Below are 25,855 nucleotides of genomic sequence, written 5' to 3' on the forward strand. Positions count from 1 at the left end.
CTGCAATTCATCGGAGCCGTCATGCCCCCTCATCACCTCACCCTGGTTTCCAACGTCACCGCCGCCATCCCGGGCGCGACCGGGCGGAAGACCGCCTGCAAGGTCTTCTGGAAGGTCTTCCTCGACTGGCTGGCCGTGGCCACCGCCGACGAGACCGAGCAGCTCGAGCGGGCCCTCGCCGGCCAAGCCCATCATGTGCGCCCCCTGGTCGATGCCGTCAGCGACGCGCTGCACGACAAGGCCAGCGCCCAGCGCCTGCCGTTCACGCTGCTGGCCTCCCTGGTCGCCGCCGACTGGCGACCGGCCGTCGCTCCCGCCGCCCGCGCCGCCTGAGCGCCAATCCTTCATGCCCTGTGCGCCGCCTCCCGGTGGCGTGCAGGGCCTTCTGTTTGCGGCGGCCACCACCCGGGCCCGACGCAGGCTGCCTCACATCCTGGAGATCACCATGGCCCTGATCTTTCCGCGCATCGCGCGCAACTTCATCAAGAACGGATACTTCCCGACCGACCTGCCGGCCCTCGAGCGCATCGCGACCGCGCTCGATGTCGATGGCGAGTCGATACGCATCGTCGACCCTTGCTGTGGTGAAGGTGCGGCCCTGCAGCACCTCGCTGGCCACCTCCAGTCCTGCGGTGCGGCGGTCACCAGCTTCGGCGTCGACGTAGACGAGGAGCGTGCCTGGCACGCCAAGACCGTGCTCGACACGGTCGCCCATGCCGACGTGCATGACGTGCGCATCTCGGAGCGCAGCATGGGCCTGCTATTTCTGAACCCTCCCTACGGCGACCTGATCGGCGACAAGGCGGGCACAGGGGACCGCAAGCAGGGCCGTGAGCGGCACGAGAAGGTGTTCTGCCGTCGCAGCTTCAACCTGCTTCAGCCCAAGGGCGTCCTGGTGCTCATCGTCCCCTTCTATGTCCTGGATGCCGAGCTGGCCACGTTGATTGCCCGTCACTTCGAGCGGGTGGAAGTCTTCATGTCGACGGAGCAGGAGTTCAAGCAGTGCATCCTCTTCGGTGTCAAGCGCAGGCCTTCCCATCCCGATGCCAAGCTGGTCCAGCGGCTGCAGGCCTTCGCCGCGGGCGAGGACCAAGTCGCGCTGCCGCACCACTGGGGCGGTGAGCCCTACAGGGTGCCGGGGATCAAGGCCGGCGAGGACTTCCACTTCACGGTGGTGCGCCTGGACGGCCGCCAGCTGCAGGACGAGCTCGACAAGGGGCTGGACAAGTCCACCCTCTGGCCTCGCTTTCATCTGCAGATGCGTCGGCATGCCAATGAAGCCCGCCGCCCGCTGCGCGCGATGACGGACTGGCACCTGGCCCTGGCGCTGGCCGCGGGCCAGATCTCGGGAATCGTGACCGCAACCGACGGCCGGCGCTTGCTGATCAAGGGCCGCACGCACAAGCAGAAGTCGGTTCAGGTCACCCATGAGACCCAGTCCGATGGCGGCGTCGCCGAGACGCGGGTTCTGACCGACAAGTTCGTCACCGTGATCCGCGGCATCGACCTCACCCCCGGCGCGGCGTTCGGTCAGATCGTGACCATCGCCTGACGCCAGACATCTCCCGTCCCCTCTCCCTGGGGCTGATTCGGTCCACGGGCCGAATCTTCTCCTCCGACGGCGCTTGCGCCTCGGAGGGCTTTTTGGAGGGACTGCCAACTTGGCGGCCCCTGCAAACAGCCTGATTCACCAACCTCCGCTCGAAGGCATCGAGCCGCTGACCGCGTCAACGTCGCCCTGACCGCACAGGCCTTCTGAAAAGTGCGGCTACCGAACGCCCGTTCGGTTGAAGGTTTCGTCGTCACCCACCCACCGGGATACCGCTTCCCGGACGGGTAGCGCTCTCGGTTACTACCTCCTGGAGAACGCCATGCGCATACCCGACCCCACGACCCTTGGCGCCTCGTCGCCACCTCCCGAAGCCACGACCCCGGCGGGCACCGCCGCGGCCGATGTCCACATGCCCTTCACGCTCGTCCAGCCGGTCACGGTGACGGCCGGGCTCTGTCTGAACAACACCTCGGCACCCTGCCCGCCGCCTCAGGACGAGCAAGGCTTGCTGGCCATGACCCAGCGGTGGACGGTCTGCCTGCAGCTGGACCAGACGGTGATCAACCGGCTGTTCTGCCTGTGGAATGCGTTGCACACGCTGGCGGCCGACGAGATCGCCGACTGGGCGCTCGCGGTTCGCTGCGCGATCACCAGCGCCGATGACGTGCCGGTACCGTCGCTGCTGTGCGTCTCGGCCACGGTCTACGCCAATGGCGATGTCTCGTTTGCGGTGACCTTGGAAGGCGTCGATCCGGCGCTGTGGCTCGTCGAGGGCATCGACCTCAACGAGTTCGAGTGCGTGACCGGCCTGGCGCCGATCTCGGCGGGGGTGCCGGCATGAGCCAGCACTACTTTCGCACCAGGCTGCAGGGCGAGCCCGTCACAGTCGTGCTGGGCTGGAGCCGGCCGCTGCATCAGTTCTTCCTCATCGTCGAGCGCCCCGAACCCAAACCGGGACAGGACGACTACGTCTACATCGACCAGGACGACAGCCGGCGCGACCTGCCCCACTTCGCCGCCAAGCTCGAAGAGCTCGGCATCGAAGTACCCAGGGCCATGTTCGAGCAGGTCCAGTTGGACCCGGTCACCACCGGCTTTGACCGAGTGGTGAGTTATCAGCTCGACGGCGGCTTCACCAGCGCCGCCCTGCACACCGCCGTGCACTAGCCGCCGCCTGGGTGTGCCCCTGCAAGGGGGCCCTCCAGCGCCCTCCTACCCCGCTTGGCCCGACCACCCCCAAGGGGTGGCTGGGCCTGCCTGCCTTTAACCCCTCCACCACTTGGAGATTCCTCATGCACAACATCCCCGTGAATCTGTCCGACTCGGCCATCGAAGACCTGCTTCTAGTCGGCGCCCGCGCCGTCACCGCCAAAGGCACGCTCGTCTGCAACGAGGTCCGGGCGCCATACAAGGCCAGCCCGGAGCGCCGAGCCGCGGCGCTCTCGGGCTTGCTGCAGTGCGCCAACGAGCTGCTGCGTCGGCAGGCCTTCAAGAACCTGCACAAGGTCGTGATGAACACGCCGGACGAGGTAGCCAACTACCTGCAGATCCACTTCCGAGGCTATGAAGTCGAGGCCTTCGTCGTGGTCTTCCTCAATGCGCAGAGCGCTCTCATCGCGGTCGAGGAAATGTTCAGGGGCACCCTGACCCAGACCAGCGTCTATCCGCGCGAGATTGTCAAGCGCGCCCTGGCGCTCAACGCCGGCGCCGTGATCCTGGCTCACAACCACCCTTCGGGCCTGGCCGAGCCGTCAAGGGCCGACGAGTACCTGACCTCGACCCTGAAAACGGCGCTCGGCATGGTGGACGTGCGCGTGCTCGACCACTTCATCGTGGCTCAGACCGCTTGCACCTCGTTCGCCCAACGCGGCCTGCTCTGACCCTGCCCACCCAGGTGGCCTCCCCCATCAGGGGGGCCGCCGCTCCACCCTCTTCCCATGCCCCATAAAGGAGGCCCCCATGTTCATGCTCGAAGAACAGTCCGACGTCTTCATCGACGCCATGGCATCGGACCATCACGCCCAGTTGCTCTTCGTCTCGGCCTACGGCCGCGACACCTCGATCCAGCAGTTCATGGCGCGTCTGCACCAGTCGTCGAAGGACGGCGGCGTGGACAACCTGACCGCGATGAAGGGCTACGGCCAGAAGCCGGCACTCAGGGTGTTGGTGGGCGACCCGAAGCGACTTGAAAAGTCATCGGGGCGTCTGGCCAGGACCGGCTTGCTGGGCAACCTGGTCCATGTCTGGATCTTCGATCCGGCGGTCCTGGCCGTCGATCACGCCTGCCGCTCGGCCTGGATTCTCGACACCAAGGCCGATCGGGAAGGCCAGCTGGCGGAGGCCTGGCGGCTGATCAAGGAACTCTCGCCGGTGCCGCTTCTGGACGACTGGATGACGCCGGTGATCGAGCACATCCAGCAGATGGGAGGTTTTGCGCTGCCGCCCTGCATCGGCCACATCCATGCCTGCCGCGTCGAAGTGCATGAAGCGTTCTCCGACTGGGTGTCGCGCAGCCTCCGCGAAGGACACCTCGCCGTACCCGGAACCGATCAGGCGCCAGCATTGCTGGCCGCCTGAGGTATCGATGGACGATTCCGTCGACAAGGAAACGGCGCTGGCGCGCGCAGTCCGCAAGGCTGTGAATCGCCGGGCCTCCATGTACGTCGTCTGGACCGGCAGCAGCTATGCCGTGGCCAGTGAGGCCGACCTCGACACCTGGTGGCTCGGAGCCACCGTCGTCGCCGAAGTCATGAGCGACGGCAGCTGCGTCAGCGCGGACTAGGCGCTCGCTTGCCAGGTGGCCGCCCCCAGCGGCCACCGCCCCTACCCATCCCGGCCATTGCGGCCTTCTCTGCCATGCAGCGTGGACACAGGACACGCAGCAGGGCCCCCATTGCCCAAAGGAGTTGAACCATGACACAGGAATCCGACACCCTCGAGCTCGTCGCATCCAACCCGGAAGGCGGCGACGACTCGGTCTCCGAAGACGGGACCACGATGCCCATCGCGGCCTTCATCGCCGACTTCCGGAGCAGCTTGCTCGCCGCCGTCCGCGGCCAGAACCCGCCGGTCTACAACGGCGTGCCAGACCCCCTCAGGGAGGGTCTGCTCAATCGCCTGCTGCGCAGCCCGTTCGTCGAACAGCGCGCGGTGATTCAGGCCGCCACGCGGCACCTGGTCGACGCTGGGCAGCCCGCCGCCACCATCAATGGTGAGATGGGCACGGGCAAGACCTTGATCGGCATTGCCACGGCCTGGCTTCTGCACCACGCGGGCTTCCCACGCACGCTGGTCGTGTGCCCGCCCCACCTGGTCTACAAGTGGCGGCGCGAGATCAAGCAGACGGTCCCCGAGGCGCGGGTCTGGATTCTCAACGGGCCGGACACCCTCAAGAAGCTCCTGCAGCTGCGCCTGGTGACGGGCCGGCCCTCGGTGCCGGAGTTCTTTGTGATGGGCCGCGTTCGCATGCGGATGGGCTTCAACTGGGCGCCGGTCTTCCACAGCAGGCACGTTCGTGCGGATGATGACGAGGGCCTGGTGACCCAGGTGGCCGCCTGCGGCGACTGTTTCGCACCGATCGTGGTGCCGGACACCGACGGCGCAGATCGACCCTTGGGTCCAGCCGAGGCCAGATTGAAGCTGGACGCCCGGCAGATGCGGTGCACGGCCTGTGGCGGTGCCCTGTGGTCGCTGGTTCGGCCGGGCACCTCGCCCAAGTCGCGCCGCGACATCCTGCACGACGCAATCACGCAGATCCCGACCATCGGCACCAAGACGGCCGCCAGGCTGCTCGACACCTTCGGCGAGGACATGCTCGGCGGCATGCTGGAGGACAACGTCTTCGAGTTCATCAACCTGATGGACGAGCAAGGCGACCTCTTCTTCACCGACCGCCAGGCCAGGCGCATGGAGCGCGCCATGGCGCACATGGAGTTCTCGTTCGGGCAAGGCGGCTACCAGCCGACCGAGTTCATCAAGCGCTACCTGCCCAAGGGCTTCTTCGGCCTGCTCATCGGCGACGAGGGGCACGAGTTCAAGAACGATGGCTCGGCCCAGGGCCAGGCCTTTGGCGTGCTGGCCAGCCAGTGCCGCAAGGCCTTGCTGCTGACCGGAACGCTGATGGGCGGCTATGCCGACGACTTGTTCTTCCTGCTCTTCAGGCTCAACCCACGGGCCATGATCGAAGACGGCTTCGGCTACCAGCGGGGCTCGCTGGGCAGTGCGAGCTGGGCCTTCATGCGCGCCCACGGCGTGGTGAAGGACATCTACAAGCAGTCATCCAGCCCGGGCGAGGAGCGGGCACACAGGACAGCCAAGGGGCGCAACGTCACGCACCGCGAGGCCAAAGCCCCTGGCTTCGGCCCTGTCGGCGTGATGCGTTACGTCCTGCCCATGACCGCCTTCCTGAAGCTCAAGGACATCGGCGGCAACGTCCTGCCCCCGTATGAAGAGTTCTTCACCGGGGTGGCCATGGCACCGGAACAGCAATCGGAGTACCTGCGACTGGCCAACGCGCTCAAGGGCGAGTTGCGCCAGGCACTGCGGGCCGGCGACCAAAGCCTGCTCGGGGTGGTGCTTAACGCGCTGCTGGCCTGGCCGGACTGCTGTTTCCGACCCGAGACCGTGATGCACCCCCATCGGAAGTACGTGCTGGCCAGCGCTCCGGCCCTCTTCGACGACATCACGGCCATGCCCAAGGAGATCAAGATGATCGATCTCTGCAGGCAGGCCAAGAAGGCCGGTCGGCGCACGCTGGTCTACTCGGTCTACTCGGGCACGCGGGACACGATGTCGCGCCTGAAGGCTCTACTCGAGGTCGAAGGCTTCAAGGTGGCCGTCCTGCGCGCGAGCGTAGAGGCGGCCAAGCGCGAGGACTGGTTGCTCGAGCAGGTAGACCGCAATGTGGACGTGGTGATCACCAACCCGGAGCTCGTGAAGACGGGCCTGGACATGTTGGAGTTCCCCACCATCGTATTCATGCAGAGCGGCTACAACGTCTACACCCTGCAGCAGGCCAGCCGGCGGAGCTGGCGCATCGGCCAGAAGCTCGCCGTCGACGTGCATTTCCTCGGGTACGAGGGTTGCGCCCAGATGGAGTGCCTGGCGCTGATGGCCGCGAAGATCGCGGTGTCTCAGAGCACGTCCGGCGACATGCCGGACTCGGGTCTGGATGTCCTCAACCAGTCGGGAGACTCGGTCGAGGTCGCGCTGGCCAAACAGCTGCTGGCCTGAGCGTCAACCACGGGGCCATGGCCCCGCTTGGGTGGCCCCCGTCGTGGGGCCCCACCTTCCTATCCCCCATGGCCCTCGAAAGAGGGCCCCCTTCCTTCGGAGGACATCAAGTCAATGCGGCCCTTCACCATCGTGTTCAGCAACTACACCTTCCGGCTCTTCGCCTGGACCGGGACACCGCAGGCCAATCGCAAGTTCCTGGGCAACCGCGAGGTGCTCGGTAGCGTGGTCGCCGCAGACAGCGACGAGGCCATGCGCATCTGGGATCACCAGGTCGCCGCTGAGCGTGCCGCCAAGGCCCGCGGCGGTGGCGCACGGTAGTGGCCCATCGCGGCCACACCTTCTTTCCTCTCAAGAACCCGCCGACGGCCCCGCCCGGGCTGCCCTACAACCTTTCAAGGACTCCACCCATGTCAAACACCTACTACGACCAGACCGGCGTTCTGTGCCTGCAGACGATCACCCCGGTCATCAAGGCCCTCTTCGGAGGGCTATCCCTCGACCCCGACTACCCCGGAAATGGGGAGGTCTATTTCCGCAAAATGGCTGAGGTAGACAGCCACACCTGGGACGACGTGGTGGACGAACTGGACGACCTGGCTCGGTCGCTGGGCATCGATCTGGAATCCGCTGACCCTGATGAGTCCGAAGAGGACACCCTGCTCTGGAAGCTGGCCGCGCACTTCGGCGTCGGCGAGGACGAGGTGCTCGCCGCCTTGATCGAGGCCTCGACCTTTGAGGGTGATGCCGACCTCGAGTCGCTGTTCGTCATCGCCCAGGCCTTCGACGACGGGCACGGCCTCACGGCCATCCGCTTCGAGGGCTGCTGGCACTGCGACAAGCCTCGTCTCTTCGAGTTCGGTGGCGACGGCGGCTACATCGGGCGCAGCGCATCGGTGCAGGGCTCATCGACCGAGTTCCTTCGCCTCGGCGAGGAGATCGACGCGGCGCTGGGCAAGTCCGATGTCGACGGCGCCGCGGAGGTGTTGCAGCGCCACATTGCCGGCATCCTGGCGGGCATCGATGCCGATACCACACGCACGGCCCTTCGGGCCTCGATGGCGGCGCTGCTGGCACAACCAGCGATCTGAGGTTCCCCAACTGCCCCGCATGCGCCCGCAAGGGCGCGGCGGGGCTTTCTCGCTACATGAGTGTTGGCGCCGGCCTCGATTTGAACCACATGCCGAGCTTCAGGTGAGTCGGTCTCGGGACCCGAAATGTCAGCGCGCAAATTAGTTTGCGTCAAGCCTTGGTGGCTCACCAAACTGTCGGCGCGCGGCCCCAATTGAGGGTGGCGCCAACACCCCTGTGCACTCGATGAACATGAGTCACGCGCCGGCGCAGAGGGCGCGTGCGCGGTGCCGGCAGCTCAGGTCATGGTGACCTGCAGCGCCTCGTGCAGAAGCTTCATGCCCTGGTCGATCTCGTCGTCGCTGATCGTCAGCGCCGGCATGAACCGCAGCACGTTCGGGCGCGGCGCGTTGATCAGCAGCCCGACGGGCGACAGCGCCTGCGCCGCCGCCACCACCTGCGGGGCCGTGTCGGTGGGCAGCACCAGGGCGCGCAGCAGGCCGGCCCCGCGCTCGGCCACCAGCCCGTGGTCCTGCACTAGGGCCTGCAGCCCGCGCGCCAAGTGCCCCGCGCGCAGGCGCACCTGCGCGAGGAAGCCGTCCTGGCAGACGGTGTTCACCACCGCCAGCCCCACCGAAGCCATCAGCGGGTTGCCGCCGTAGGTGCCGCCCTGGTCGCCGGGGGCAAAGCAGTTGAACGACTCCTTGCACAGCAGGGCCGCCAGCGGCACACCGCCACCGATGCCCTTGGCCAACGTCATCAGGTCGGGCTCGATGCCAAACAGTTCGTGGGCGAAGGCCCGGCCGCAGCGACCGATGCCGGTCTGCACCTCGTCGGCGATCAGCAGCAGCTGCCGCTCGGTGGTGAGAGCGCGTAGCTCGCGCACGAAGCCGGGGTCCGCCAGGTTCACGCCGGCTTCTCCCTGCACCAGTTCGATCATCACGGCCACGCTGGCGGGCGTGATGGCGCGCTCGACCGAGCTGATGTCGTTGAAACGCGCCCTGGCGAAGCCCGCGGGCATGGGTGCAAACACGCTGTCCCAGCCCAGCTTGCCCGAGGCGCGCATCATCGCCAGCGTGCGGCCGTGGAAGGCGCCGTCGAAGCTGATGACCTCGTGCGCGCCATGGCGCATGCGCTGGCCCCAGCGCCGCGCCAGCTTTACGGCCGCCTCGTTCACCTCGGCGCCGGAGCTTCCGAACCATACGCGGTCGAAGCAGCCCAGGCTCACCAGTCGCCGGGCTAGGTCGAGCATCGGCCGGTTGTGGAAGGCCGGGCTCGGGTTCAGCAGCCGCCACGACTGCCGGGCCAACGCCTCGGCGATCAGCGGCGGGCTGTGGCCCAGGCTGTTGACTGCCCAGCCCTGCACCAAGTCCAGATAGCGCTTGCCGCCTTCGTCGGTCAGCCACGAGCCCTGGCCGTCGACGAACACGGTGTCCGGCCGGGTGGTGACGGTGATCAGGTCGCGGTCGAGGTCGGCGTCGGCCAGCGCCGTTGCGCTGTCCTGGGATAGAGGCGTCGTCATGCGGCAGCCCGCCAGTCGAAGTCCATCTGACGCGCGGTGCGCACCGCGAGGTCACGGCTGTGCAGCCGTTGCACCAGGTGCAGGCTCATGTCGATGCCCGCCGAGATGCCGGCCGACGTCACGACCGCGCCCTGGTCCACCCAGCGCGAGCCGTCCTGCACCCGCACCGCCGGCCGCAGGGTGCGCAGCGCGTCCAGGTCTTCCCAGTGGGTGGTGGCGTCCAGCCCGTCGAGCACGCCGGCCTGCGCCAGCAGTAGCGCGCCGGTGCACACCGAAGCCAGGATGAGCGCCGTCCGCGCCTGCGCGGCGATCCAGTCGATCAGGTCGGGCTGGCCCAGTTCGGCATCGACCACACCACCGGGGACGATGGCGCAGGCCAGCGGTGGATGGTCCGCCAGGCCGTGGTCAGGCTGCAGACGCAAGCCGGCGCGCGCCCGCACCGGGCCGGGTCGGCGTGCGATCGTGCTCACCGAGAACAGGGCCGGGGCGCCTGGTGGCTGCGAGCGCGCCAGCACACGCGCAGCGGTGGTGAAGACCTCGTACGGCCCCGCCATGTCCAGAAGTTCGACCTCGTCGAAGACCAGGATGCCCACGTTCATCACGCTGTGCTCCCCTTGCGTTGTTGCGTCAGGCGCACAGCATGGCGCTGGATGGCCTTGGCTGCCATGACGCTGTGCCCACCTTTCCTGCCAAGCGGCCGGCGGCGTTTCAAGCCATGATCCGACGATGACCTGCCGCATCGCCTTCGTGCTGTTTCCCGGTTTTCAGCAGCTGGACCTGGCCGGGCCGATGGCGGTGTTCGAGGTGGCCCGGCTGGAACGTCCCGGCAGCTATGCCTGGCGCCTGGTGGCGAGCCAGGCGCCCGCCGTGTGCAGCTCGGCCGGGGTGCACTGGCCGGCCGGGCCGCTGCCACGGCGGCTGGACGGGATCGACCTGGTGATGGTGATCGGCGGCGACGGCGTGGACGCGGCCTGCCGCGATCGCCAGCTCATCACCTGGCTGCAGCGCGCCAGCCGCACCGGCGCGCGCATGGCCAGCATCTGCAGCGGCAGCTTGGTGCTGGCGGCGGCAGGGCTGCTGGATAACCGCATGGCAACCACCCATTGGTCACGCAGCCGGCAGTTCGCGACCGATTTCCCGGCGGTGCGCCTGCACCCCGACCGCATCCACGTGCGCGAGCCCGCGGTGCGCCGCGGCGACCAGATGCTGCCCGAGGTGTGGACCAGTGCCGGCATGACGGCCGGCATCGACCTGTGCCTGGCGCTGCTCGCGCGCGACCACGGCGAGGCGCTGGCGCGCGAGGCGGCGCGCCAGCTGGTGGTGGAACGTCGGCGCCCGGGCGGGCAGTCGCAGTTCTCGCCCTTGCTGGACCTGCAGCGCCCGGAAGGCCGCTTCAGTGCCTTGCTCGACCAGGTGCGCGGCCGGCTGCACGATGACCACAGCGTCGATGCGCTGGCGGCGCGGTCCTGCATGAGCCCGCGCCACTTCGCACGCTGCTTCCGCGCCGAGACCGGCGCCACGCCGGCGCAGGCCATCGAACGCGTGCGGGTGGAGGCGGCCCGAACCGCGCTGCAGAGCGGCCAGCCCTCGGTGCAGCGCATTGCCGAGGACTGCGGCTTCGGAAACACCGAGCGCATGCGGAGATCCTTCCAGCGGCTGCTGGGCCGCCCGCCCGGGGCGTTTCGCCAGCCCGGCGAGCCCACAGTGGATCACTGAAGTGGATCCATCGAAGCCGGGTGCGGCAATTGCGAACAGACGGCCGTGCTCAGTCTGGGTGCAGTAGCCTGTTCTCCGATGCGTGCAGCCACCGATGCCGGCTGAAGACTGGGTGCAGACGGTCAGGATGCGCTGGCCAATGGGCGGCGGGCGCCGATACCTGACTTTGGCCGGCTGGCCGGGCGGCTGACCGCTGTACCTCGGAACTTGCCCTTCGGCGGCGGACGGGCGGACGGGCGGACGGGTAAGTCGACCATCAGGAGGCGATGCCGGGCCAGCGACTGCTCCCGCTGGCGGCGAACTGGGACTTTCGACCCAATGCAGGCATACAGGCCTTGCGGAACCGGCCGTTGAGCGGCCGGCTCACTCAGCCCACTGCAAACTCCTGGACCAGTTCTGTCTAAAGAATCGTATGGACATCGGCCACCAGCTTGGTGGCCTGTGCACGCTCCCTGACATCCTCCAGACGGACAACTTGCCAACTGAAGGTGTTGCCCCAAGCCCAGCCTGAACCCTTCAGTTCGACGACTCGGACTTCTCCGGCCTGGCCGTCGACGTTAATGTCTGCATCGCGACCGTCCCACTTCGCGGCGAGCCGGTGATTGCCCGGGGCCAGGCGCAGGCGCACCAACGAGTCCGGAATCGTCGCCGCGCCCGTCGTCCCATCTACGGTGATGGGAACCGCAACCAATGCATCGCCCCAGTTCCGCCTCAACACATACACCGTCAGGGCACCTGCCGTGCCTTCGAAACGCTTGGCCTCCGCCTCGACCGAAGCAGCTGGTACGGCTTGCGGCGTACAGGTCAGAGTCGGGCGGTAGCTTCGGCCGATGCGGTGGCAGTAGGTGCCGTCGGCGTTGACCGGGTGGATCGGCTTGGTCATGCAACCGGCGAGCGGCATGAGGCCGACCGCTGTGAGGCCGAGCAGCAGAGTTCTGCGTTGGGGAAGTGTGGCGACACTCATGATCGACCTTGGGCTACTTCAGCGCAAAACGCACGGTGCCGGCGGGCTTGCCGCCGATGGTGACCAGGGCCACAACCTTGGTGCCGGGCCCGACCTTGAACGCGCCCGAGGCTTCGAGCTTGTCCCCGGCCGGCTTGAGTTCGACTTCTTGCTTTTCAGCGCCGCTGAGCAGCGTCAGCTTGGCGCTGGCCTTGGACACGTCCGCAGGCTTGCCGTGGTCGCGCAGATGGAGCTGGATCATGCTCGGCTTGGCAACCAGCTCGTAGTCGATGTCCTTGACCTCGACGACCACACCACCGTGCAGCGGCGTGTGCTCGTGAGCATGATCGTGCTTGTCGGCAGCGGCGAAGGCGGAACCGGCTATGGCCAGTGCGATGGAGGCAAGAACGGATTGCATCTTCATGGTTTACCTTTCGGATTGGGTGGCTTGAAACGGGTGACGGGATGGGATGTCAAAGGGCTTCGGCGTCCTTGTCGTCCATCAGCTGCTCGGCAGGCTTGCGCCCGAACAGCCAGAACATCGCAGGCGTGAGGAAGGTGTCGAGCAGGGTCGAGCTGATGAGGCCGGAGAAGATCACCACGGCCACCGGATGCAGCACCTCGGTGCCCGGCCGCTCGGCCTCGAAGAGCAGCGGGGCAAGCGCGAAGGCGGTGACCAGGGCCGTCATCAGCACCGGGCTCAGCCGCTCCAGCGAACCACGCAGGATCATCTTGTGGTCGAAGGACTCGCCCTCGAAGCGCATCAGGTTGATGTAGTGGCTGACCTTCAGGATGCCGTTGCGCACCGAGATGCCGGCCAGGGTGATGAAGCCGACCAAGGCAGCCACGGACAGCGGCTGGCCTGACAGCCACAAGCCGAGCACGGCCCCGACCAGCGCTAGGGGGATGTTCACCATGATCAGCGCTGACAGCGCGACCGACTTGTAGCGGCTGTACAGCACCACGAACATCAGTGCCAGCGAGACCAGGGACAACAGGCCGACCAGGCGTGAAGCCTCTTCTTGCGCCTGGAACTGCCCGCCCAGCGTGATGAAGCTACCCTCGGGCAACTGGGTCTTCGCGACCACCTGACGGATATCGGCCACGACCTCCGACAGCGCCCGCCCGGACGCGTTGGCCGACAGCACGATGCGCCGCTTGCCGCCGTCACGGCTGATCTGGTTGGGGCCGTCGCCATCCTCGATGGAGGCGATCTTCGACAGCGGTATGCGGCCGGTGGGCGTCTCCACCAGGATCTGGCCCAGGCCTTCCACCGATCTCGCCGATTCCGGCAGCCGCACCACCAGCGCGAAGCGGCGTCCCCCCTCGACGATCTGAGCGACCTTCTCGCCTTCCACCAGGCTCTGCAGCACTGCCAGCACCTGAGGTGCCGGCACGCCGTACTGCGCGGCTGCAGCGTAGTCCACGCGAACCTTGATCTGCGGCGCCAGCACCTGGCGCTCGATCTCCAGGTCGGCGACACCAGGGATGGTTGCCAGCCGGGACCGAAGCGTCTCCGCCTGGCCACGCAGAGCGTCCAGGTCCTCGCCGAAGATCTTGACCGCGATCTGCGTGCGGACGCCCGACATCATCGCGTCGATGCGGTGCGAGATCGGCTGGCCAATGGACACGCCTGCCGGCAAGTTGGCCAGCCGCGAACGGATGTCCGCTTGTACTTCGGCCATGGGGCGGGAAATCTCTGCGACCGGCTTCAGCCCGACATCCAGCTCGCTGATGTGCACCCCTTCGGCGTGCTCGTCGAGTTCGGCGCGGCCCGTTCTGCGGCCGACATGCACGACCTCGGGTACTTTGGCGATCAGCACTTCCGCCTGCCGGGCGAGCTGCGCCGCCTCGCTCAACGTGACCCCTGGCCTCAGCGCCAACCCCACCAACAGCGTGCCTTCGTTGAACGGGGGCAGAAAGGTCGTCGGAAAGAACGGTACGGCGACCGCGGCCGCCAGCACGGCCGAACTGGCCGCCGCAATGGCTGCCTTGGGCCGCGCCAGCACGCCCTGCAGGCTGCTGCGGTAGCGCGCCTTCAGCCAGGCAAGGACCTTGGTGTCACCGTGGTCCAGGTTCTTCATGTGCGGCAGCAGGTAGAAGCTGAGCACGGGGGTCACGGTCACCGACACGATCAGCGACGCCAGGGTCGACACGATGAAGGCGATGCCCAGCGGCACGAACAACTTGCCCTCCAGCCCCGGCAGTGCGAAGAGCGGGATGAAGACCAGCACGATGATGACGGTCGCGTACAGGATCGCGGACCGCACTTCCATCGTCGCGTGTGCGACGACTTCGATCGGATGCAGCCGGTGGTGCGGATGCTTGGCGCGGTCGGCCTTCAGCCGCCGGAGCACGTTCTCGACGCCTACCACCGCGTCGTCGACGAGGCCGCCGATCGCGATGGCCAGGCCACCCAGCGTCATCGTGTTGATCGACAGGCCGAAGTACTTGAAGACGAGGGCGGTGATGAAGATCGACACCGGAATGGCGGTCAGCGCGATCACGGTCGGCCGCAGCGTGCCCAGGAAGAAGAACAGGATGACCGCGACGAAGACCGAGGCGCCGATCAGCTTGCCCTGCAGCGTGGAGATCGAAGCCTCGATGAAGCTGGCCTGACGGAAGGTCACGCGCGGCGCTTCCATTCCAACGGGCAGCGATGCCTTCAGCCCCACCAGGGCGTCCTCGATGGACTTCGTGAGCGCAATGGTGTCGGCGGTCGGCTGCTTCTGGATGCCCAGGATCACGGCCGGCTTGCCTTCGAAGCCGGCGTCGCCGCGCTTGAGAGCCGCGGCGAACGTGACCTCGGCAATCTGGCGCAGGAGAATGGGCTGGCCACCCTTGGCAGAGAGTGCCAGATTCTTCAGGTCGTCGAGCCGGGAGGTGCGGCCAAGGTTGCGGATCAGGTATTCGCGGCCATTGAGTTCCAGGAAGCCGCCGGAGGTGTTGGACGAGAAGCCCTTCAAGGCTGCCTCAAGCTGGTCGTGCGTGATACCCAGCCGGGCCATGCGCGCGGTGTCGGGCTGCACCTGAAACTGGCGCACCTCACCGCCGATAGGGATGACCTGCGCCACACCCGGCACCGACAGCAGCCGCGGTCGCAGCACCCAGTCGGCGTACTCGCGCACCGCCATCGGCGAGATCTTCTGCGTATCGACCGGGATGGCGATCTGCATGATCTCGCCCATGATCGAACTGATCGGTCCCATGCGCGGCACCACGCCTGCGGCGATGCCCTCTTCCATCGAGGACAGCCGTTCCGACACCAATTGCCGGGCGCGAAAGATGTCGGTGCTCCAGTCAAAGGTGACGTAAAGGAAGGACAGGCCGGCCGACGAAGTCGAACGCACCGACTCGACGCCGGGCAGACCGTTCATGGTCGTTTCCAGCGGGAAAGTGATGAGTTGTTCCACCTCCTCGGCGGCCATGCCCCCGGCCTCGGTCATGATGGTGACGGTGGGCTTGTTGAGGTCGGGAAACACATCCACCGGTGTGCGCGACAGCGTGAAGGCACCGTAGGCCATCAGAACCACGCTGGCGATGATCACCAGCAGCCGGTTCGTCAGGCTGTGGTCGAGCAGCCACTTGAACATCTCAGCGCACCTGGTTGATCAAGGTGGCGCCCGTCGTGGCGACGCGATCCCCGGGCTTCAGGCCCGAAGTGACGGCGACACTGACCCCATCCAGGACCTCGGTCGTCACGGTGCGCGGCTCGAATCGTTCAGGCGCGGTCTTGACCCAGACCACCGTCTGGTTCGCCGGGTTCTTCATCAGCGAGGCGACGGGCACCGCAATGCCCGAGACCTTCTGCTTGGTCTGCAGGAACACGCGCACCGGCTGGCCGACGGCCAGGCCGTTGAGTGCCGGACCCTGGGCGCGAAAGCTCAGCGGCAGCGCCTGCTCGCGCAGACTGCGCGCAGCGCCCACGAAGGACAACGGCACGCGCTGGCCGCCGATCGCCAGCGTGGCGCTGCCGACATCGGCTGCCAGCGCCGGATCGTAGGCAAGTGCTTCGATGCGGAGGCGGCCGGGATCGATGATCTCGAACACCAGCTCGCGGGCGTCGACCACCTGGCCCGTGACCACGTGTGCCGATGCGATCACTCCCGATAGGGGTGCAACCAGGGCCTCGCGCGTTGCGAGTCCGCCACCGACAGCGGCAATGCGCTCGGCCAGACTCGCGGCTTCGCTTTCGGCGGCCTCGATGTCCTTGCGCGGCACGGTGTCGGACAACTCCTTCAGCCGTACGACGCGCTTGTCTGCCAGAGATTTCGCGGCGCGCAACTCGGCGAGCTGCGCAGACTGGTTCGAACGCTCGATGGGCGCGGTCGAAGGAACGACAAAGGCCAGCACTTCTCCCTTGCGCACCGTCTGGCCCGGCGTCGGCAGGCCGCGCGGTCCGGGCTCGATTCGTCCGGCATTCAGCGGCTGCACCTTGCCGCCAGCGTTCGGGTCCATCAACACCGTGCCGTTCAGTTCCACCGCGCGTGCGAGCGGCTTCTCTTCGGTCACCACCGTGCGCACACCCAGCTGGCGCTGCGCCGGCTTGGGCAGGAACACGCTGCCATCCGGCTGGCGCTGCGGGCCGTTGGCGCTGGGTGCGGCCGGCGCATCGCCATGGTCGTGGCCGTCTCCGGCATGCGCAGTCCACGGGGCCGCCAGGGCGAGCAGGACGCAGGCCGTCACGAGCCGAGATTTCTGGGCGCGCCTCATGCCTCAGCTCCCGCGCGAAGAGCCTGGCTTGCCTTCAGCCGCCGCCCGCCGAGCACAAGCACAGCCAGGCCCACCAGGCCACCGGTGACCCATGCTGCGACTTCCTTCAGGGAGTGCCCGTGAGCAGCTTCCTGCTCGTGCGCCTGCTCGTGGATGTCAAGTTCGCCGGCCAGCAGGTCCACCTCGTTGCCGGCGGTCACGGTGGCGGTGATGGGTAGCACGCCAGGCTTGGGTGCGTCCGCGAGCACGACTTCGTAAACGTCGTCACCGTGCTTCTGTGCCTTGAACTTGGCGCCGGCGATCTCGAGTTCGATCTGCGCGTCGCGCACGGGTGCGTTGTCGGCAAGGCGATCCAGGTACAGCGTGAGTTGCTTGCCGGCGAGCACGCCGACGAGTTCGAGGGTTTCGGACACGGCAGCGAAGCGGGGCAATGCCGGGCCGCTGGCGACAGGCGCGGTGTCACCGTGGTCATGACCATCGCCGGCGCGGGCCGGAATGCCGGCACCGAGCAGAGCAACGGCCAGTCCGAGAGCGGCCAGGGCTTGAGAGGATTTCATGGGGGCGGGATTCCTGAACGTGTTCGGTGTGAGCGGCTTCATGGCAGCAGGCCGAGGGCCTGCCGCCACGCGGAGATCGCCGCGGCGAGTTCGATGCGGGCGCGGGCGGCCTGCCGCTCGGCATCGACGGCCTCGGCCTCGATGCGCAGACGGGTGGGCAGGTCGGTCTCACCAAGCCGGAAGGACTTGTCGAAGAAGCCGCGTGACTCACTCGCGAGCTGTGCACGGCGAACGGCGGCAGCAAGCTGGGAACGCGCCGCATCGGTGCGCAAGCGGGCAGACTCGCGTTCACTCGTCAGGTGAGCGCGTTCGAGGGCCAGCTGGGCCTGCAGTTCGGCTGCTTCGGCGCGAGCCGAGGCCACGCGTGCATCGTGGCGAGGCCCCGATCCGAAGGGGATGCGAACGCCGACCGTGAAGGTCTGCTGGTAGGACTCCCCGAAGGCACTGCGGTCGCGGGTGGTGGCGATCGTCAGTTCCGGGTTGGCGCGTGACTGCGTTGCCGCGAGCACGGCCTGGCCTTCAGCGACGGCAACTCGGTCCTTCAGGGCGATCATCTCGGCGTGCGTCTCTGCCTGCACGTCGACGCCTGCCGCGGCCACCGCCGCGATGGACGGGTCGGGTTCGGCGTCGGCGCTCGCCGGGTCAAGGGACCCGCTGGCCCCAGGCACGGCAGTGAGAGAGGCCAGCTGCTGACTGGCCACGGCCAGCGATGCCTCGGCTTGCGCAGCGGTCGCCTCGGCCGCGGCCACTGCGCCCTCGGCCTGATGCTGGTCGGCGCGAGCCAGGTCACCGGCCTTGAGGCGTCTGCCGACATCGGCGGCAATGCGACGGGCGTTGTCGAGCTGTCCGCGCGCCGCCTCCAGCTCCGCGCGCGACCGCTGCCAAGTCCACCAGGCGTCCCGCACGGTGGCCGCCACACGCAGCTGGGCCGCCGTGGTTCTGCTCTCGACGGCGCGGCCCTCGGCATCGGCCACTGACTGCCGCTGACCACGTTCACCCGGCAGCCACAAAGGGATGGCCACACCGACCTCGAACTCGCGCACGCCGAGATTGCGGTTCAGGCGATCCGTCTTCGTGGCCAGTTCCAATGCCACGGGTTCGGGCGTCCAGGATTGGACCGCTTGCTGCTGGGCGCGCACCGCGTCCCGCCTGGCTGCCAGCGCCTGCGCCTCGGGCTGGCGCGACCAGGCGGCCTCAAACGCCTGCCGCAGGGTCTGCCGGTCGGGCTCCTTCGGTGCCGCGGCAGTCTGGGCCAGCACGAAGGCCGGCCCGCCAGCCAGTGCAACGGCGAGCGCCGTCTTGAACAGGGCCGCCAGCGTGGCACGGGCGGCGCGTGGCCACCTCCCAGTGGCCGGGAATCTACTTCGGTACATCCGATGCTCCAGTGTTGACACAACCCACGGGAGATCGGCAAGGAGCGACGCTGATGGGTTCAGGGTCGCGTCGTGCCCGCAGCGGCACCGCTGACCAAGGCGTCAGCAGCGCGCAATCAGGCGCGAACGGGGTTCAGAGAGTGAGGAAACCCGCCTCGCCGATCAGGCGAGGGGCGACCACTGAGGGCGTTCGGGCGGGCTTTGAGGGAGCGTTCGCACCGCGACTTCGGCCTGAACGACCGGATGCGGGGCCCGGAGGGCCGACGACAGGCTTGCCGCAGGCGCAGGCAAGCTTGCGAACGAGACGTGGCAATGGCCGCAGTCGAGGTCGAATCCGGCCGGAGCGCCCTGATCAACCGGAGCACCGTCCTTGTCGAGGCCGGCCTGGCCCTCATGCTGGTGCTCGTGGTGGCCGAGATGCCGGGCCGGTTCGCCGGATTCATGCCCGCAATAAACTGCCGCTGCTGCCCAGCTGAACTGGAGCGGCAACAGGGCGAGCAAGAGCATGGCGAGCCAACGGCGCATGGAAAAGAGTCTAGCAGCTACAGAGTTTGAAGCGAAGATACAGGGGGCTGATCGTCGTGATCGACATCACCAATTCCTGCCAGGCGCGGCATCCTTCGTCGCCTCACCTTCGCTCCGAGTTCCGCAGCAGCCGCAGGCCATTGAAAACAACCAGCAGGCTGGCGCCCATGTCGGCGAACACGGCCATCCACATGCTGGCGTTGTCGAACAGCGCGAGCGCCAGGAACACTGCCTTGATGCCCAGTGCCAGGGCAATGTTCTGCCAAAGCACGGCGTGTGTCCGTTTCGACAGGCGCACGGTTTCCGCAATGCGCCGCAGATCGTCATTCATCACCACGACATCGGCGGCTTCCATCGCGATGTCGGTGCCGGCCGCGCCCATGGCCACGCCGATGTCGGCCTGGGCCAGGGCTGGCGCGTCGTTGATGCCGTCGCCGGTCATCGCCGTCGCTCCATACTGCGCCTGCATCGCCTTGATCGCGTTGAGCTTGTCCTCGGGGAGGAGGTTGCCGCGAATGTCCGTCAGACCGGCCTCGCGGCCGATCGCCTCGGCGGTGGCCTGGTTGTCGCCGGTCAGCATCACCGGGGTGATGCCCATGGCCTTCAGCTCGCCGATGGCTGCGGCCGACGAGGGCTTGATGGTGTCGGCCACCGCAAAGAGCGCCAGCACCTCTGAGCTGTTGGCCAGCAGGCTGACCGTGCGACCGGCTTCCTCGTGCCGGCGAAGCGCGGCCTCGATCGCGGCGGAGCACTGGCCACGTTCCTCGATCAGGCGGTGATTGCCGAGGACGTAGCGCTGATCGGCGATGTCTGCTTCGATGCCGCGCCCAGACAGCGCAGCAAAGTTTCGGGCCTCGAAGCTGTTACGAGTGAGCCCAGCCGCGATGGCCCGTGACACGGGATGGTCCGAGTGGCCCGCCAAGGCGGCGGCGATGTGCTCTGCTTGGGCCTTGGGCAGGCTGGTGCTCAACATTTCCCACTCGACGAGGCGCGGCTTGCCCTCGGTGATGGTGCCGGTCTTGTCGAGGGCGATGGCCTTGAGCAGGCGCGCCTGCTCCAGATGGACGCCCCCCTTGATGAGGATGCCGCGCTTGGCGGCCGACGCCAGGCCGCTGACGACGGTGACGGGCGTCGAAATGACCAGTGCGCACGGGCACGCGATGACCAACAGCACCAGGGCCTTGTAGACCGCGGCCAATGCCGTCCAGCCGAACAGCCAGGGGCCGGTGATGGCCACGGCGAGTGCCAATGCGAACACCGCCGGCGTGTAGATGGCCGCGAAGCGGTCGACGAAGCGCTGCGTGGGCGCACGGCTGCCCTGGGCCTGCTCCACGGCGTGGATGATGCGGGCCAGGGTCGAGTTCGAGGCCGCGGCCGTGACGCGGCACTCGATGGTGCCGGTCTGGTTGATGGTCCCGGCGAAGACCGCATCGCCCGGTCCCTTGTCCACCGGCAGGCTCTCGCCCGTCACGGGCGCCTGGTTCACGCTCGTGCTGCCATCGGTGACGACGGCATCGATTGCCACACGCTCGCCGGGTTTGACGCGGACCGTGGCGCCGATGGGCACATTGGCGACGGGCACCAACTTCCAGGTGGCGTCGGGCTGTCGCAGGTCGGCCGTGTCGGGTGAGAGCGCAAGCAGGCCGCTGATGGCGTTCCGCGAGCGGTCAACGGCACGGGCCTCGATCAGTTCGGCGATGGCGTAGAGCGCCATGACCATTGCCGCTTCGGGCCACTGGCCGATGACGACGGCGCCAGCGACCGCCACCGTCATCAACGCGTTGATGTTCAGTCGGCCATGCCTCAAGGCCGACAAGCCCTTGCGGAAAGTGCCGAATCCGGCAAGCGCGATAGCGGCCGCGGCGACAGCCAGGCCAAGCCACCTGGACCAAGGCGCATCGGGTACTTGGAAGGACAGGACCTCTGCTGCCGTCGCGAGGGCCAGAGCAGCCAGCAGGCGGGGAAGCCCGGAGCCAGCCTCATGGTCGTGATCCGATGTGCCACCGACGTCCGATGCTGCGGGGGCGTCGGGCCAGGCCTGAATCTCGAACCCGGTCTTCCGGATCGCATCAACGGCCGCCATCGCGGCCAGAGGCTCGCCGTCGATACGCAGACTGCGCTCACCGAGCTGGAAGCGCAGGCCGAGCACACCAGGGATGCCTTCTACGGCGCGGCGGATCTCGGACTCCTCGCTCGCGCAATCCATCGCAGGGATGCGGAAGCGTCGGCCGCCGACCAGCTGTTTCGCCCCCGGGACGAGGGGTGGTGGCTCCGAGGCCCCGCAACATGCGCCGCAATGGGGCGTGTCCGAATTCGTGGCCGGAATCGATTGGTTGACGTGTGGTTGATCGTGAGCCATGCCGCCATTGAAAACCCTGAAGTGGGTATAGAGTCAAGACACATCGCGAACCATGACCGCCAAAGGGGAACCGCACATGCGCATCGGCGAACTGGCCCAGGCCAGCGGCACTCCCATCGAGACGATTCGCTTCTACGAGCGCGAGGGCCTGTTGCCGGCTGCCGCGCGGACAGAGGGCAACTACCGCATCTACACGCTTCTGCACGCAGATCGGCTGGCGTTCATTCGCCAATGCCGCAGCCTGGACATGACGCTTGACGAGGTGCGGGTGTTGCTCCGGTTCAAGGATGACCCGCTGGCCGACTGCGGCGAGGTGAACAGCTTGCTGGACGAGCACATCGGACATGTGGCCGAGCGCATCCGAGCCCTGCGCGCCCTTGAGAAGGAACTGCGCGCGCTGCGAGCGGCCTGTCCCGTGCCGCATGCCGCTGCCGACTGCGGCATTCTTCAGGGCATCGATCACGCGGGGACGAAGCCAGTGGCGGCTTTCAAACGCCACGTTCGCGGCGCTCACTGAGCACCGCATCAGCGGTTTGACCAGACCCGGAAGGCATTCCTGCGCCGGCCCAGGAACGATTGAGCGGTGCGGCCCAATTGCGGCTCTGCCGCGGGACTCAAAATGCCGTTGAGTGACCGGTTCCTGCCGTGAACGTGTCCGACTGCTCCTGGCCGACACCGTGAGTCCGAGGCCGCGCCAGGAAGCTGACTGTCGGCAGCGCTGTTCTCCGACACCACCCTAACTTGACGGGCAGCTGCCAGGCGGCGCCTCGAACTCACAGTCACGGCCAAATGCCGCCAACCGCCACCGTCCGATCTACGGCACCGGGCCTGCAGACTTCATTTGCCAGCGTGAGGCATCACGCCTTCCCAGAATCGGATGGCATCGTCGATCCAGCCTTCGGCTGATGTGCCGGTGCCGGCTCCGAAGCCGTGCCCGACACCGGCGTACCGGCGGTACTCCACACGCGCCCCCGCGCGCCGCAAGGCGGCGACTCGCCGCTCCATCACGTCTTCAGGCGCGATGCGGTCTTGTTCGCCCGCGATGACGAAGGTCGGGGGATCAGTTTCACCTTGCCTGGCGATCTCCGAGTGTCCGGTGTAGGCCATGACGACAGCTGCCGGCCTCGGCAATTCGTCGCCGCCATACGCAGCCGTGCCATGCGTGCCATGCGTGCCAATGGCCGCCACCATCCGCGCCCCGGCCGAGCTGCCCCACAGCGACCAGTCTCGCGATGACACGGCCAGCTCTGCGGCATGGCGCACGACATGCGACAGCGCGACTGCGAGGTCGCGCGTCGCGGGTGCGCCGCCTTGGCCCACGCGGTAGACCAGGACAAAGGCGTTGTACCCGCGACGGTTGATCTGCAGTGCGTACGGCAGACCTTCGTGGAGTGTGGCCACATAGGAGAACCCACCCCCCGGCGCAACCAGCGCAAACGGTGCCCCCGGCCTGCCGCGCAGGAAGAAGAGGCCCGTGGCTTCCAGCGACGGATCCCGGTGCTTCTCGGCCGCCGTGTAATTGTCGTGGAAGACCACGTGGCCGCTCCGTGTGTCGTCGATCAGCCGATTCAGAGCCGCCACCACCTCGGGCGGATGCACGCGCGAGTGATACGGCATCAGCGAGCCGACCTCGCGTAGCCGCATGTCGGGGTCCACAGCCACGCTGCCGCCCGGCAGCAACAAGCGAGCGAACCCAGCAAGGTCCGGGTGCTGCAGCAGGTCCGAGATCCGATCTTCGATGTGTAAATGCCTGTTCATCGGTGGTGAGGTGGTGGCGCCTGCTGTGGTGCTCGTGGACTGGACCCCGCCCGCGGCCGTCAGGGCTGCAGCGCCCAACAGCGACCGCCGGCCGACGCCGCTACTGCCGCTTGAGGTCGCTTGCTTCAAGTCGGTGGACATTCGAGGCGCCGTGGAGCGGCCCAGCGGTGAAACACCTGGTAGGCGAGGCTCGCGTAAAGACCGACGACGGCGAGATGGTGTCCTGTGAGCATCTGGCGATGCCTGTCACCGCTTGGGCGGTGCCTCGACGCCGGTCGCCGACAGCACGGCCGGCGAGAGGCGCTCGCCCCGGATCGGGATGGCTGCCACAGCCGCGTTCAGCTTGTTCAACTCGGCGGTGCTGAAGGTGACCGAGGCGGCGGCGATGTTCTCCTCCAGATGCGCCAAGTTGGTGGTGCCGGGAATCGGCACGATCCACGGCTTCTGCGCACTCAGCCAGGCCAGCGACAGCTGAGCCGGGGTGACGTTCTTGCGCGCCGCCCAGGTTCTGACCAGATCGGCGAGTGCCATGTTGGCCGGCAGGGCATCGGGCGCGAAGCGCGGAAGGTTGGCACGGAAGTCCTCCCTTTCAAACCGACTCGCGGCGTTCACCGTGCCGGCCAGGAAGCCCATCCCGAGCGGGCTCCAAGGCACGAATCCGATGCCCAGTTCCTCGCACAGGGGCAGCACCTGGGCCTCGGGGCCGCGCCACAGCATCGAGTACTCGTTCTGGATCACGGCCACGGGATGCTCGCGGTGCGCGCGGCGGACGGTCTGCAAACCCGGCTCCGACAGGCCGTAGTGCAGCACCTTGCCCTGCTTGATCAGGTCCCTGATCGCGCCCACCACGTCCTCGATCGGCACGTTTGGATCGACGCGGTGCTGGTACAGCAGGTCGATACGGTCGGTGCGCAGGCGCCGCAGCTGGGCCTCGACGACCTGCCGGATGTGCTCGGGGCGGCTGTTGGTGCTGCCGCGCCGCTGCCCCGTCACCAGGTCGACATCGAAGCCGAACTTGGTCGAGATGACCGCGCGCTCCCGCCGGCTGCCTTGCAGCGCCTCGCCGAGCAGTTCCTCCGACATGAAGGGGCCGTACACCTCGGCCGTATCGAAGAGGTTGACGCCCAGGTCGGCGGCGCGCTGGATCAGCGCGATGCCAGCCTGGCGGGTGGTGCGGCTGGCATACAGGTCGGTCACCGCCTGCGGGCCCTGACCGGGATGCCACTGCACCCCCAGGCCGATCGGGTACACATCCAACGGGCCCAGGCGCCGGCGTGCAGAAGTAGACGGTCCTGTCTTGGCCGGAGTAGCACCGGGAGCGCCGGCAGTCTGCGCGCAGGCGGACAGCAGCCATGGGGCAACGCCCAGCGTCGTGGCAGCGGCCAGCAGGCGGCGTCGGTTGGAATCAGCGGGTTGATGGGTCATGGGGAAATCTTCTTCAGGGGTTATCGATCCAGCTTCTTCTCGGCGAGGAAGCTGGACACGAGGTCGGCGATCTGGACGTTGTTCAGGTCGGACATCAGGAAGTGCGTGTTGCCGCGGATGCCGATCTCCGGGAGGTGCACCAGGCGGGCGTCGCCGCCGTGCCTGTTGACTGCATCCACCCAGAGGCGAGCCATTGCCAGGCGCACGCGCCAGTTGTCCTGGCCTCGTTCCCTGGTCGGCGTGACGGGGAAGTTGTCGCCGTAATAGACGACGATGGGCAGGCGGGTGAGCTTCAGGAAGTCCGACAGCGGTACCGCTTCGGGCGACAGCGTGCCGGCGGCGCTCGGCATCACCGGCGGCAGCTCGCCCTGCGGGAAGATGAATCCGCTGCCGGGCTCGAACGCGACGATCGCCTTGACGTTCGGGCTCTTGATGGCGGTCAGCCACCCGGAACCGCCGGCCTGCGAATGCGAGAACAGGACGGCGGGTCCGATCTTGTCGAACAGCGCCGCCATGGCGTCCGAGATCACGGCTGCGTCATACGGCCCGGTGTTGGGCGTCACCGAGCGGAAGAACTGATCCAGCGTCTGCGGCTTGCGATCGAACTGCACGTTGTCGAAGTAGTTCGGCCACTTGCCGAGGCGGAACTGGTCGAAGAAGAGCTGGTCGTAGGGCGTCGGCTCGACCGTGGTGGCCACCGTGCTGTTGCCCGCGCGTCCGCGACGCGGCTGGTCGACCAGGTAGACGGGGAAGCCGCGGCGCAGGAACAGGGTCTGGAAGCCTTCTCGGCCGTCCGACGTGGTCTCCCAGCTGCGCGCCGACTGGAAGGCACCGTGCAGCATCACGACGGGCGTGGCCTTGGCGTTCTGCGGCACCTGGTAGAAGGCGTAGAGGTGGTCGCCGTGGAAGCTCTGCCCCGCGGCGGTCGGCTTGTTGTTGTCGTAGTCGCCCGGGGTGCGTCGTACGGTGCCGCCGACGGCGAAGCTGCCCTGGGCCTGAATCACCAACGGGCCGGTAGCGCCAGGCGCATCGTTGACGCGGGTTGCACAGCCACTGGCGAGAAGCGTCGTGGCGAGGGCGGTGACGAGGAGGATGCGGGATGTCTTCAT

At 67.5% G+C, this 25,855-nt stretch carries 25 protein-coding genes; 12 read left to right on the plus strand and 13 right to left on the minus strand.

The window, feature by feature from the left end; all coding sequences use genetic code 11:
- Positions 1-21 precede the first annotated feature (21 nt).
- The 10 genes from JMV16_RS01935 to JMV16_RS01980 all read left to right on the plus strand — a co-directional run bounded on the left by JMV16_RS01935 (position 22) and on the right by JMV16_RS01980 (position 7,875).
- A complete protein-coding gene (locus JMV16_RS01935; RefSeq protein ID WP_201492459.1) occupies positions 22-333 on the plus strand; it encodes a hypothetical protein in 312 nt (103 codons plus the stop codon).
- Between the two features lie 13 nt (positions 334-346).
- Positions 347-1,552, plus strand: a complete 1,206-nt coding sequence (locus tag JMV16_RS01940; RefSeq protein WP_255511405.1) for a DUF6094 domain-containing protein — start codon at positions 347-349, stop codon at positions 1,550-1,552.
- A 319-nt stretch (positions 1,553-1,871) separates the two neighbouring features.
- Complete coding sequence (locus JMV16_RS01945) at positions 1,872-2,393, plus strand: hypothetical protein (protein WP_201492461.1); 522 nt, start codon at positions 1,872-1,874, stop codon at positions 2,391-2,393.
- Positions 2,390-2,719, plus strand: coding sequence for a hypothetical protein (locus JMV16_RS01950; RefSeq protein WP_201492462.1), 330 nt, complete (start codon positions 2,390-2,392; stop codon positions 2,717-2,719). The genes JMV16_RS01945 and JMV16_RS01950 overlap by 4 nt, the downstream gene beginning before the upstream one ends.
- A gap of 125 nt (positions 2,720-2,844) precedes the next feature.
- Positions 2,845-3,432, plus strand: coding sequence for a RadC family protein (locus JMV16_RS01955; protein ID WP_201492463.1), 588 nt, complete (start codon positions 2,845-2,847; stop codon positions 3,430-3,432).
- Positions 3,433-3,511: 79 nt separating this feature from the next.
- Complete coding sequence (locus tag JMV16_RS01960) at positions 3,512-4,129, plus strand: hypothetical protein (RefSeq protein WP_201492464.1); 618 nt, start codon at positions 3,512-3,514, stop codon at positions 4,127-4,129.
- A gap of 7 nt (positions 4,130-4,136) precedes the next feature.
- Complete coding sequence (locus tag JMV16_RS01965; protein ID WP_201492465.1) at positions 4,137-4,334, plus strand: hypothetical protein; 198 nt, start codon at positions 4,137-4,139, stop codon at positions 4,332-4,334.
- A 131-nt stretch (positions 4,335-4,465) separates the two neighbouring features.
- On the plus strand, positions 4,466-6,784 hold the full coding sequence (locus JMV16_RS01970) for an SNF2-related protein (RefSeq protein ID WP_201492466.1): 2,319 nt from the start codon (positions 4,466-4,468) through the stop codon (positions 6,782-6,784).
- Between the two features lie 114 nt (positions 6,785-6,898).
- Positions 6,899-7,105 (plus strand): hypothetical protein, encoded by a 207-nt coding sequence (locus JMV16_RS01975; RefSeq protein WP_201492467.1) that lies wholly within the window; start codon positions 6,899-6,901, stop codon positions 7,103-7,105.
- Positions 7,106-7,194: 89 nt separating this feature from the next.
- Positions 7,195-7,875, plus strand: coding sequence for a hypothetical protein (locus JMV16_RS01980; protein ID WP_201492468.1), 681 nt, complete (start codon positions 7,195-7,197; stop codon positions 7,873-7,875).
- Between the two features lie 278 nt (positions 7,876-8,153).
- Here the strand turns inward: JMV16_RS01980 and JMV16_RS01985 are convergent, their stop codons facing one another.
- Positions 8,154-9,377 (minus strand): aminotransferase class III-fold pyridoxal phosphate-dependent enzyme, encoded by a 1,224-nt coding sequence (locus JMV16_RS01985; RefSeq protein ID WP_201492469.1) that lies wholly within the window; start codon positions 9,375-9,377, stop codon positions 8,154-8,156.
- Positions 9,374-9,976 carry a DJ-1/PfpI family protein gene (locus JMV16_RS01990; protein WP_201492470.1) on the minus strand — a complete coding sequence of 201 codons (603 nt, stop codon included), beginning with the start codon at positions 9,974-9,976 and terminating at the stop codon, positions 9,374-9,376. Before JMV16_RS01990 ends, JMV16_RS01985 begins: the two co-directional genes overlap by 4 nt.
- A gap of 127 nt (positions 9,977-10,103) precedes the next feature.
- Between JMV16_RS01990 and JMV16_RS01995 the strand changes: the two genes are divergently transcribed.
- Positions 10,104-11,093 (plus strand): GlxA family transcriptional regulator, encoded by a 990-nt coding sequence (locus JMV16_RS01995; protein WP_201492471.1) that lies wholly within the window; start codon positions 10,104-10,106, stop codon positions 11,091-11,093.
- Between the two features lie 400 nt (positions 11,094-11,493).
- On the opposite strand, the gene JMV16_RS02000 is transcribed toward JMV16_RS01995, so the two are convergent.
- The 8 genes from JMV16_RS02000 to JMV16_RS02035 all read right to left on the minus strand — a co-directional run bounded on the left by JMV16_RS02000 (position 11,494) and on the right by JMV16_RS02035 (position 21,563).
- Positions 11,494-12,057, minus strand: coding sequence for a hypothetical protein (locus tag JMV16_RS02000; protein ID WP_201492472.1), 564 nt, complete (start codon positions 12,055-12,057; stop codon positions 11,494-11,496).
- A 13-nt stretch (positions 12,058-12,070) separates the two neighbouring features.
- Positions 12,071-12,460, minus strand: a complete 390-nt coding sequence (locus JMV16_RS02005) for a hypothetical protein (protein WP_201492473.1) — start codon at positions 12,458-12,460, stop codon at positions 12,071-12,073.
- 49 nt (positions 12,461-12,509) lie between these two features.
- Entirely contained in the window at positions 12,510-15,629 is a 3,120-nt protein-coding gene (locus tag JMV16_RS02010; protein ID WP_201492474.1) for an efflux RND transporter permease subunit, read from the minus strand.
- Position 15,630: 1 nt separating this feature from the next.
- Positions 15,631-16,749 carry an efflux RND transporter periplasmic adaptor subunit gene (locus JMV16_RS02015; protein ID WP_201492475.1) on the minus strand — a complete coding sequence of 373 codons (1,119 nt, stop codon included), beginning with the start codon at positions 16,747-16,749 and terminating at the stop codon, positions 15,631-15,633.
- Positions 16,746-17,306, minus strand: coding sequence for a hypothetical protein (locus JMV16_RS02020; RefSeq protein ID WP_201492476.1), 561 nt, complete (start codon positions 17,304-17,306; stop codon positions 16,746-16,748). Before JMV16_RS02020 ends, JMV16_RS02015 begins: the two co-directional genes overlap by 4 nt.
- Positions 17,307-17,344: 38 nt before the next feature.
- A complete protein-coding gene (locus JMV16_RS02025; protein WP_201492477.1) occupies positions 17,345-18,679 on the minus strand; it encodes a TolC family protein in 1,335 nt (444 codons plus the stop codon).
- 162 nt (positions 18,680-18,841) lie between these two features.
- On the minus strand, positions 18,842-19,204 hold the full coding sequence (gene czcI, locus JMV16_RS24575) for a cation efflux protein, CzcI family (protein ID WP_411565004.1): 363 nt from the start codon (positions 19,202-19,204) through the stop codon (positions 18,842-18,844).
- A 103-nt stretch (positions 19,205-19,307) separates the two neighbouring features.
- Positions 19,308-21,563 (minus strand): heavy metal translocating P-type ATPase, encoded by a 2,256-nt coding sequence (locus tag JMV16_RS02035; protein ID WP_201492479.1) that lies wholly within the window; start codon positions 21,561-21,563, stop codon positions 19,308-19,310.
- A gap of 76 nt (positions 21,564-21,639) precedes the next feature.
- Between JMV16_RS02035 and cadR the strand changes: the two genes are divergently transcribed.
- Entirely contained in the window at positions 21,640-22,080 is a 441-nt protein-coding gene (cadR, locus tag JMV16_RS02040; RefSeq protein ID WP_201492811.1) for a Cd(II)/Pb(II)-responsive transcriptional regulator, read from the plus strand.
- 320 nt (positions 22,081-22,400) lie between these two features.
- Here cadR and JMV16_RS02045 read toward each other — a convergent pair whose 3' ends face one another.
- The 3 genes from JMV16_RS02045 to JMV16_RS02055 form a co-directional block, all read right to left on the minus strand.
- Positions 22,401-23,462 (minus strand): alpha/beta hydrolase, encoded by a 1,062-nt coding sequence (locus JMV16_RS02045; protein ID WP_236580307.1) that lies wholly within the window; start codon positions 23,460-23,462, stop codon positions 22,401-22,403.
- 105 nt (positions 23,463-23,567) lie between these two features.
- Positions 23,568-24,746, minus strand: a complete 1,179-nt coding sequence (locus JMV16_RS02050) for an aldo/keto reductase (RefSeq protein ID WP_201492480.1) — start codon at positions 24,744-24,746, stop codon at positions 23,568-23,570.
- 20 nt (positions 24,747-24,766) lie between these two features.
- Positions 24,767-25,855 carry an alpha/beta hydrolase gene (locus JMV16_RS02055; RefSeq protein WP_201492481.1) on the minus strand — a complete coding sequence of 363 codons (1,089 nt, stop codon included), beginning with the start codon at positions 25,853-25,855 and terminating at the stop codon, positions 24,767-24,769.

The organism is Rubrivivax sp. A210 (assembly GCF_904426505.1).
GTDB lineage: Bacteria > Pseudomonadota > Gammaproteobacteria > Burkholderiales > Burkholderiaceae_C > Rubrivivax.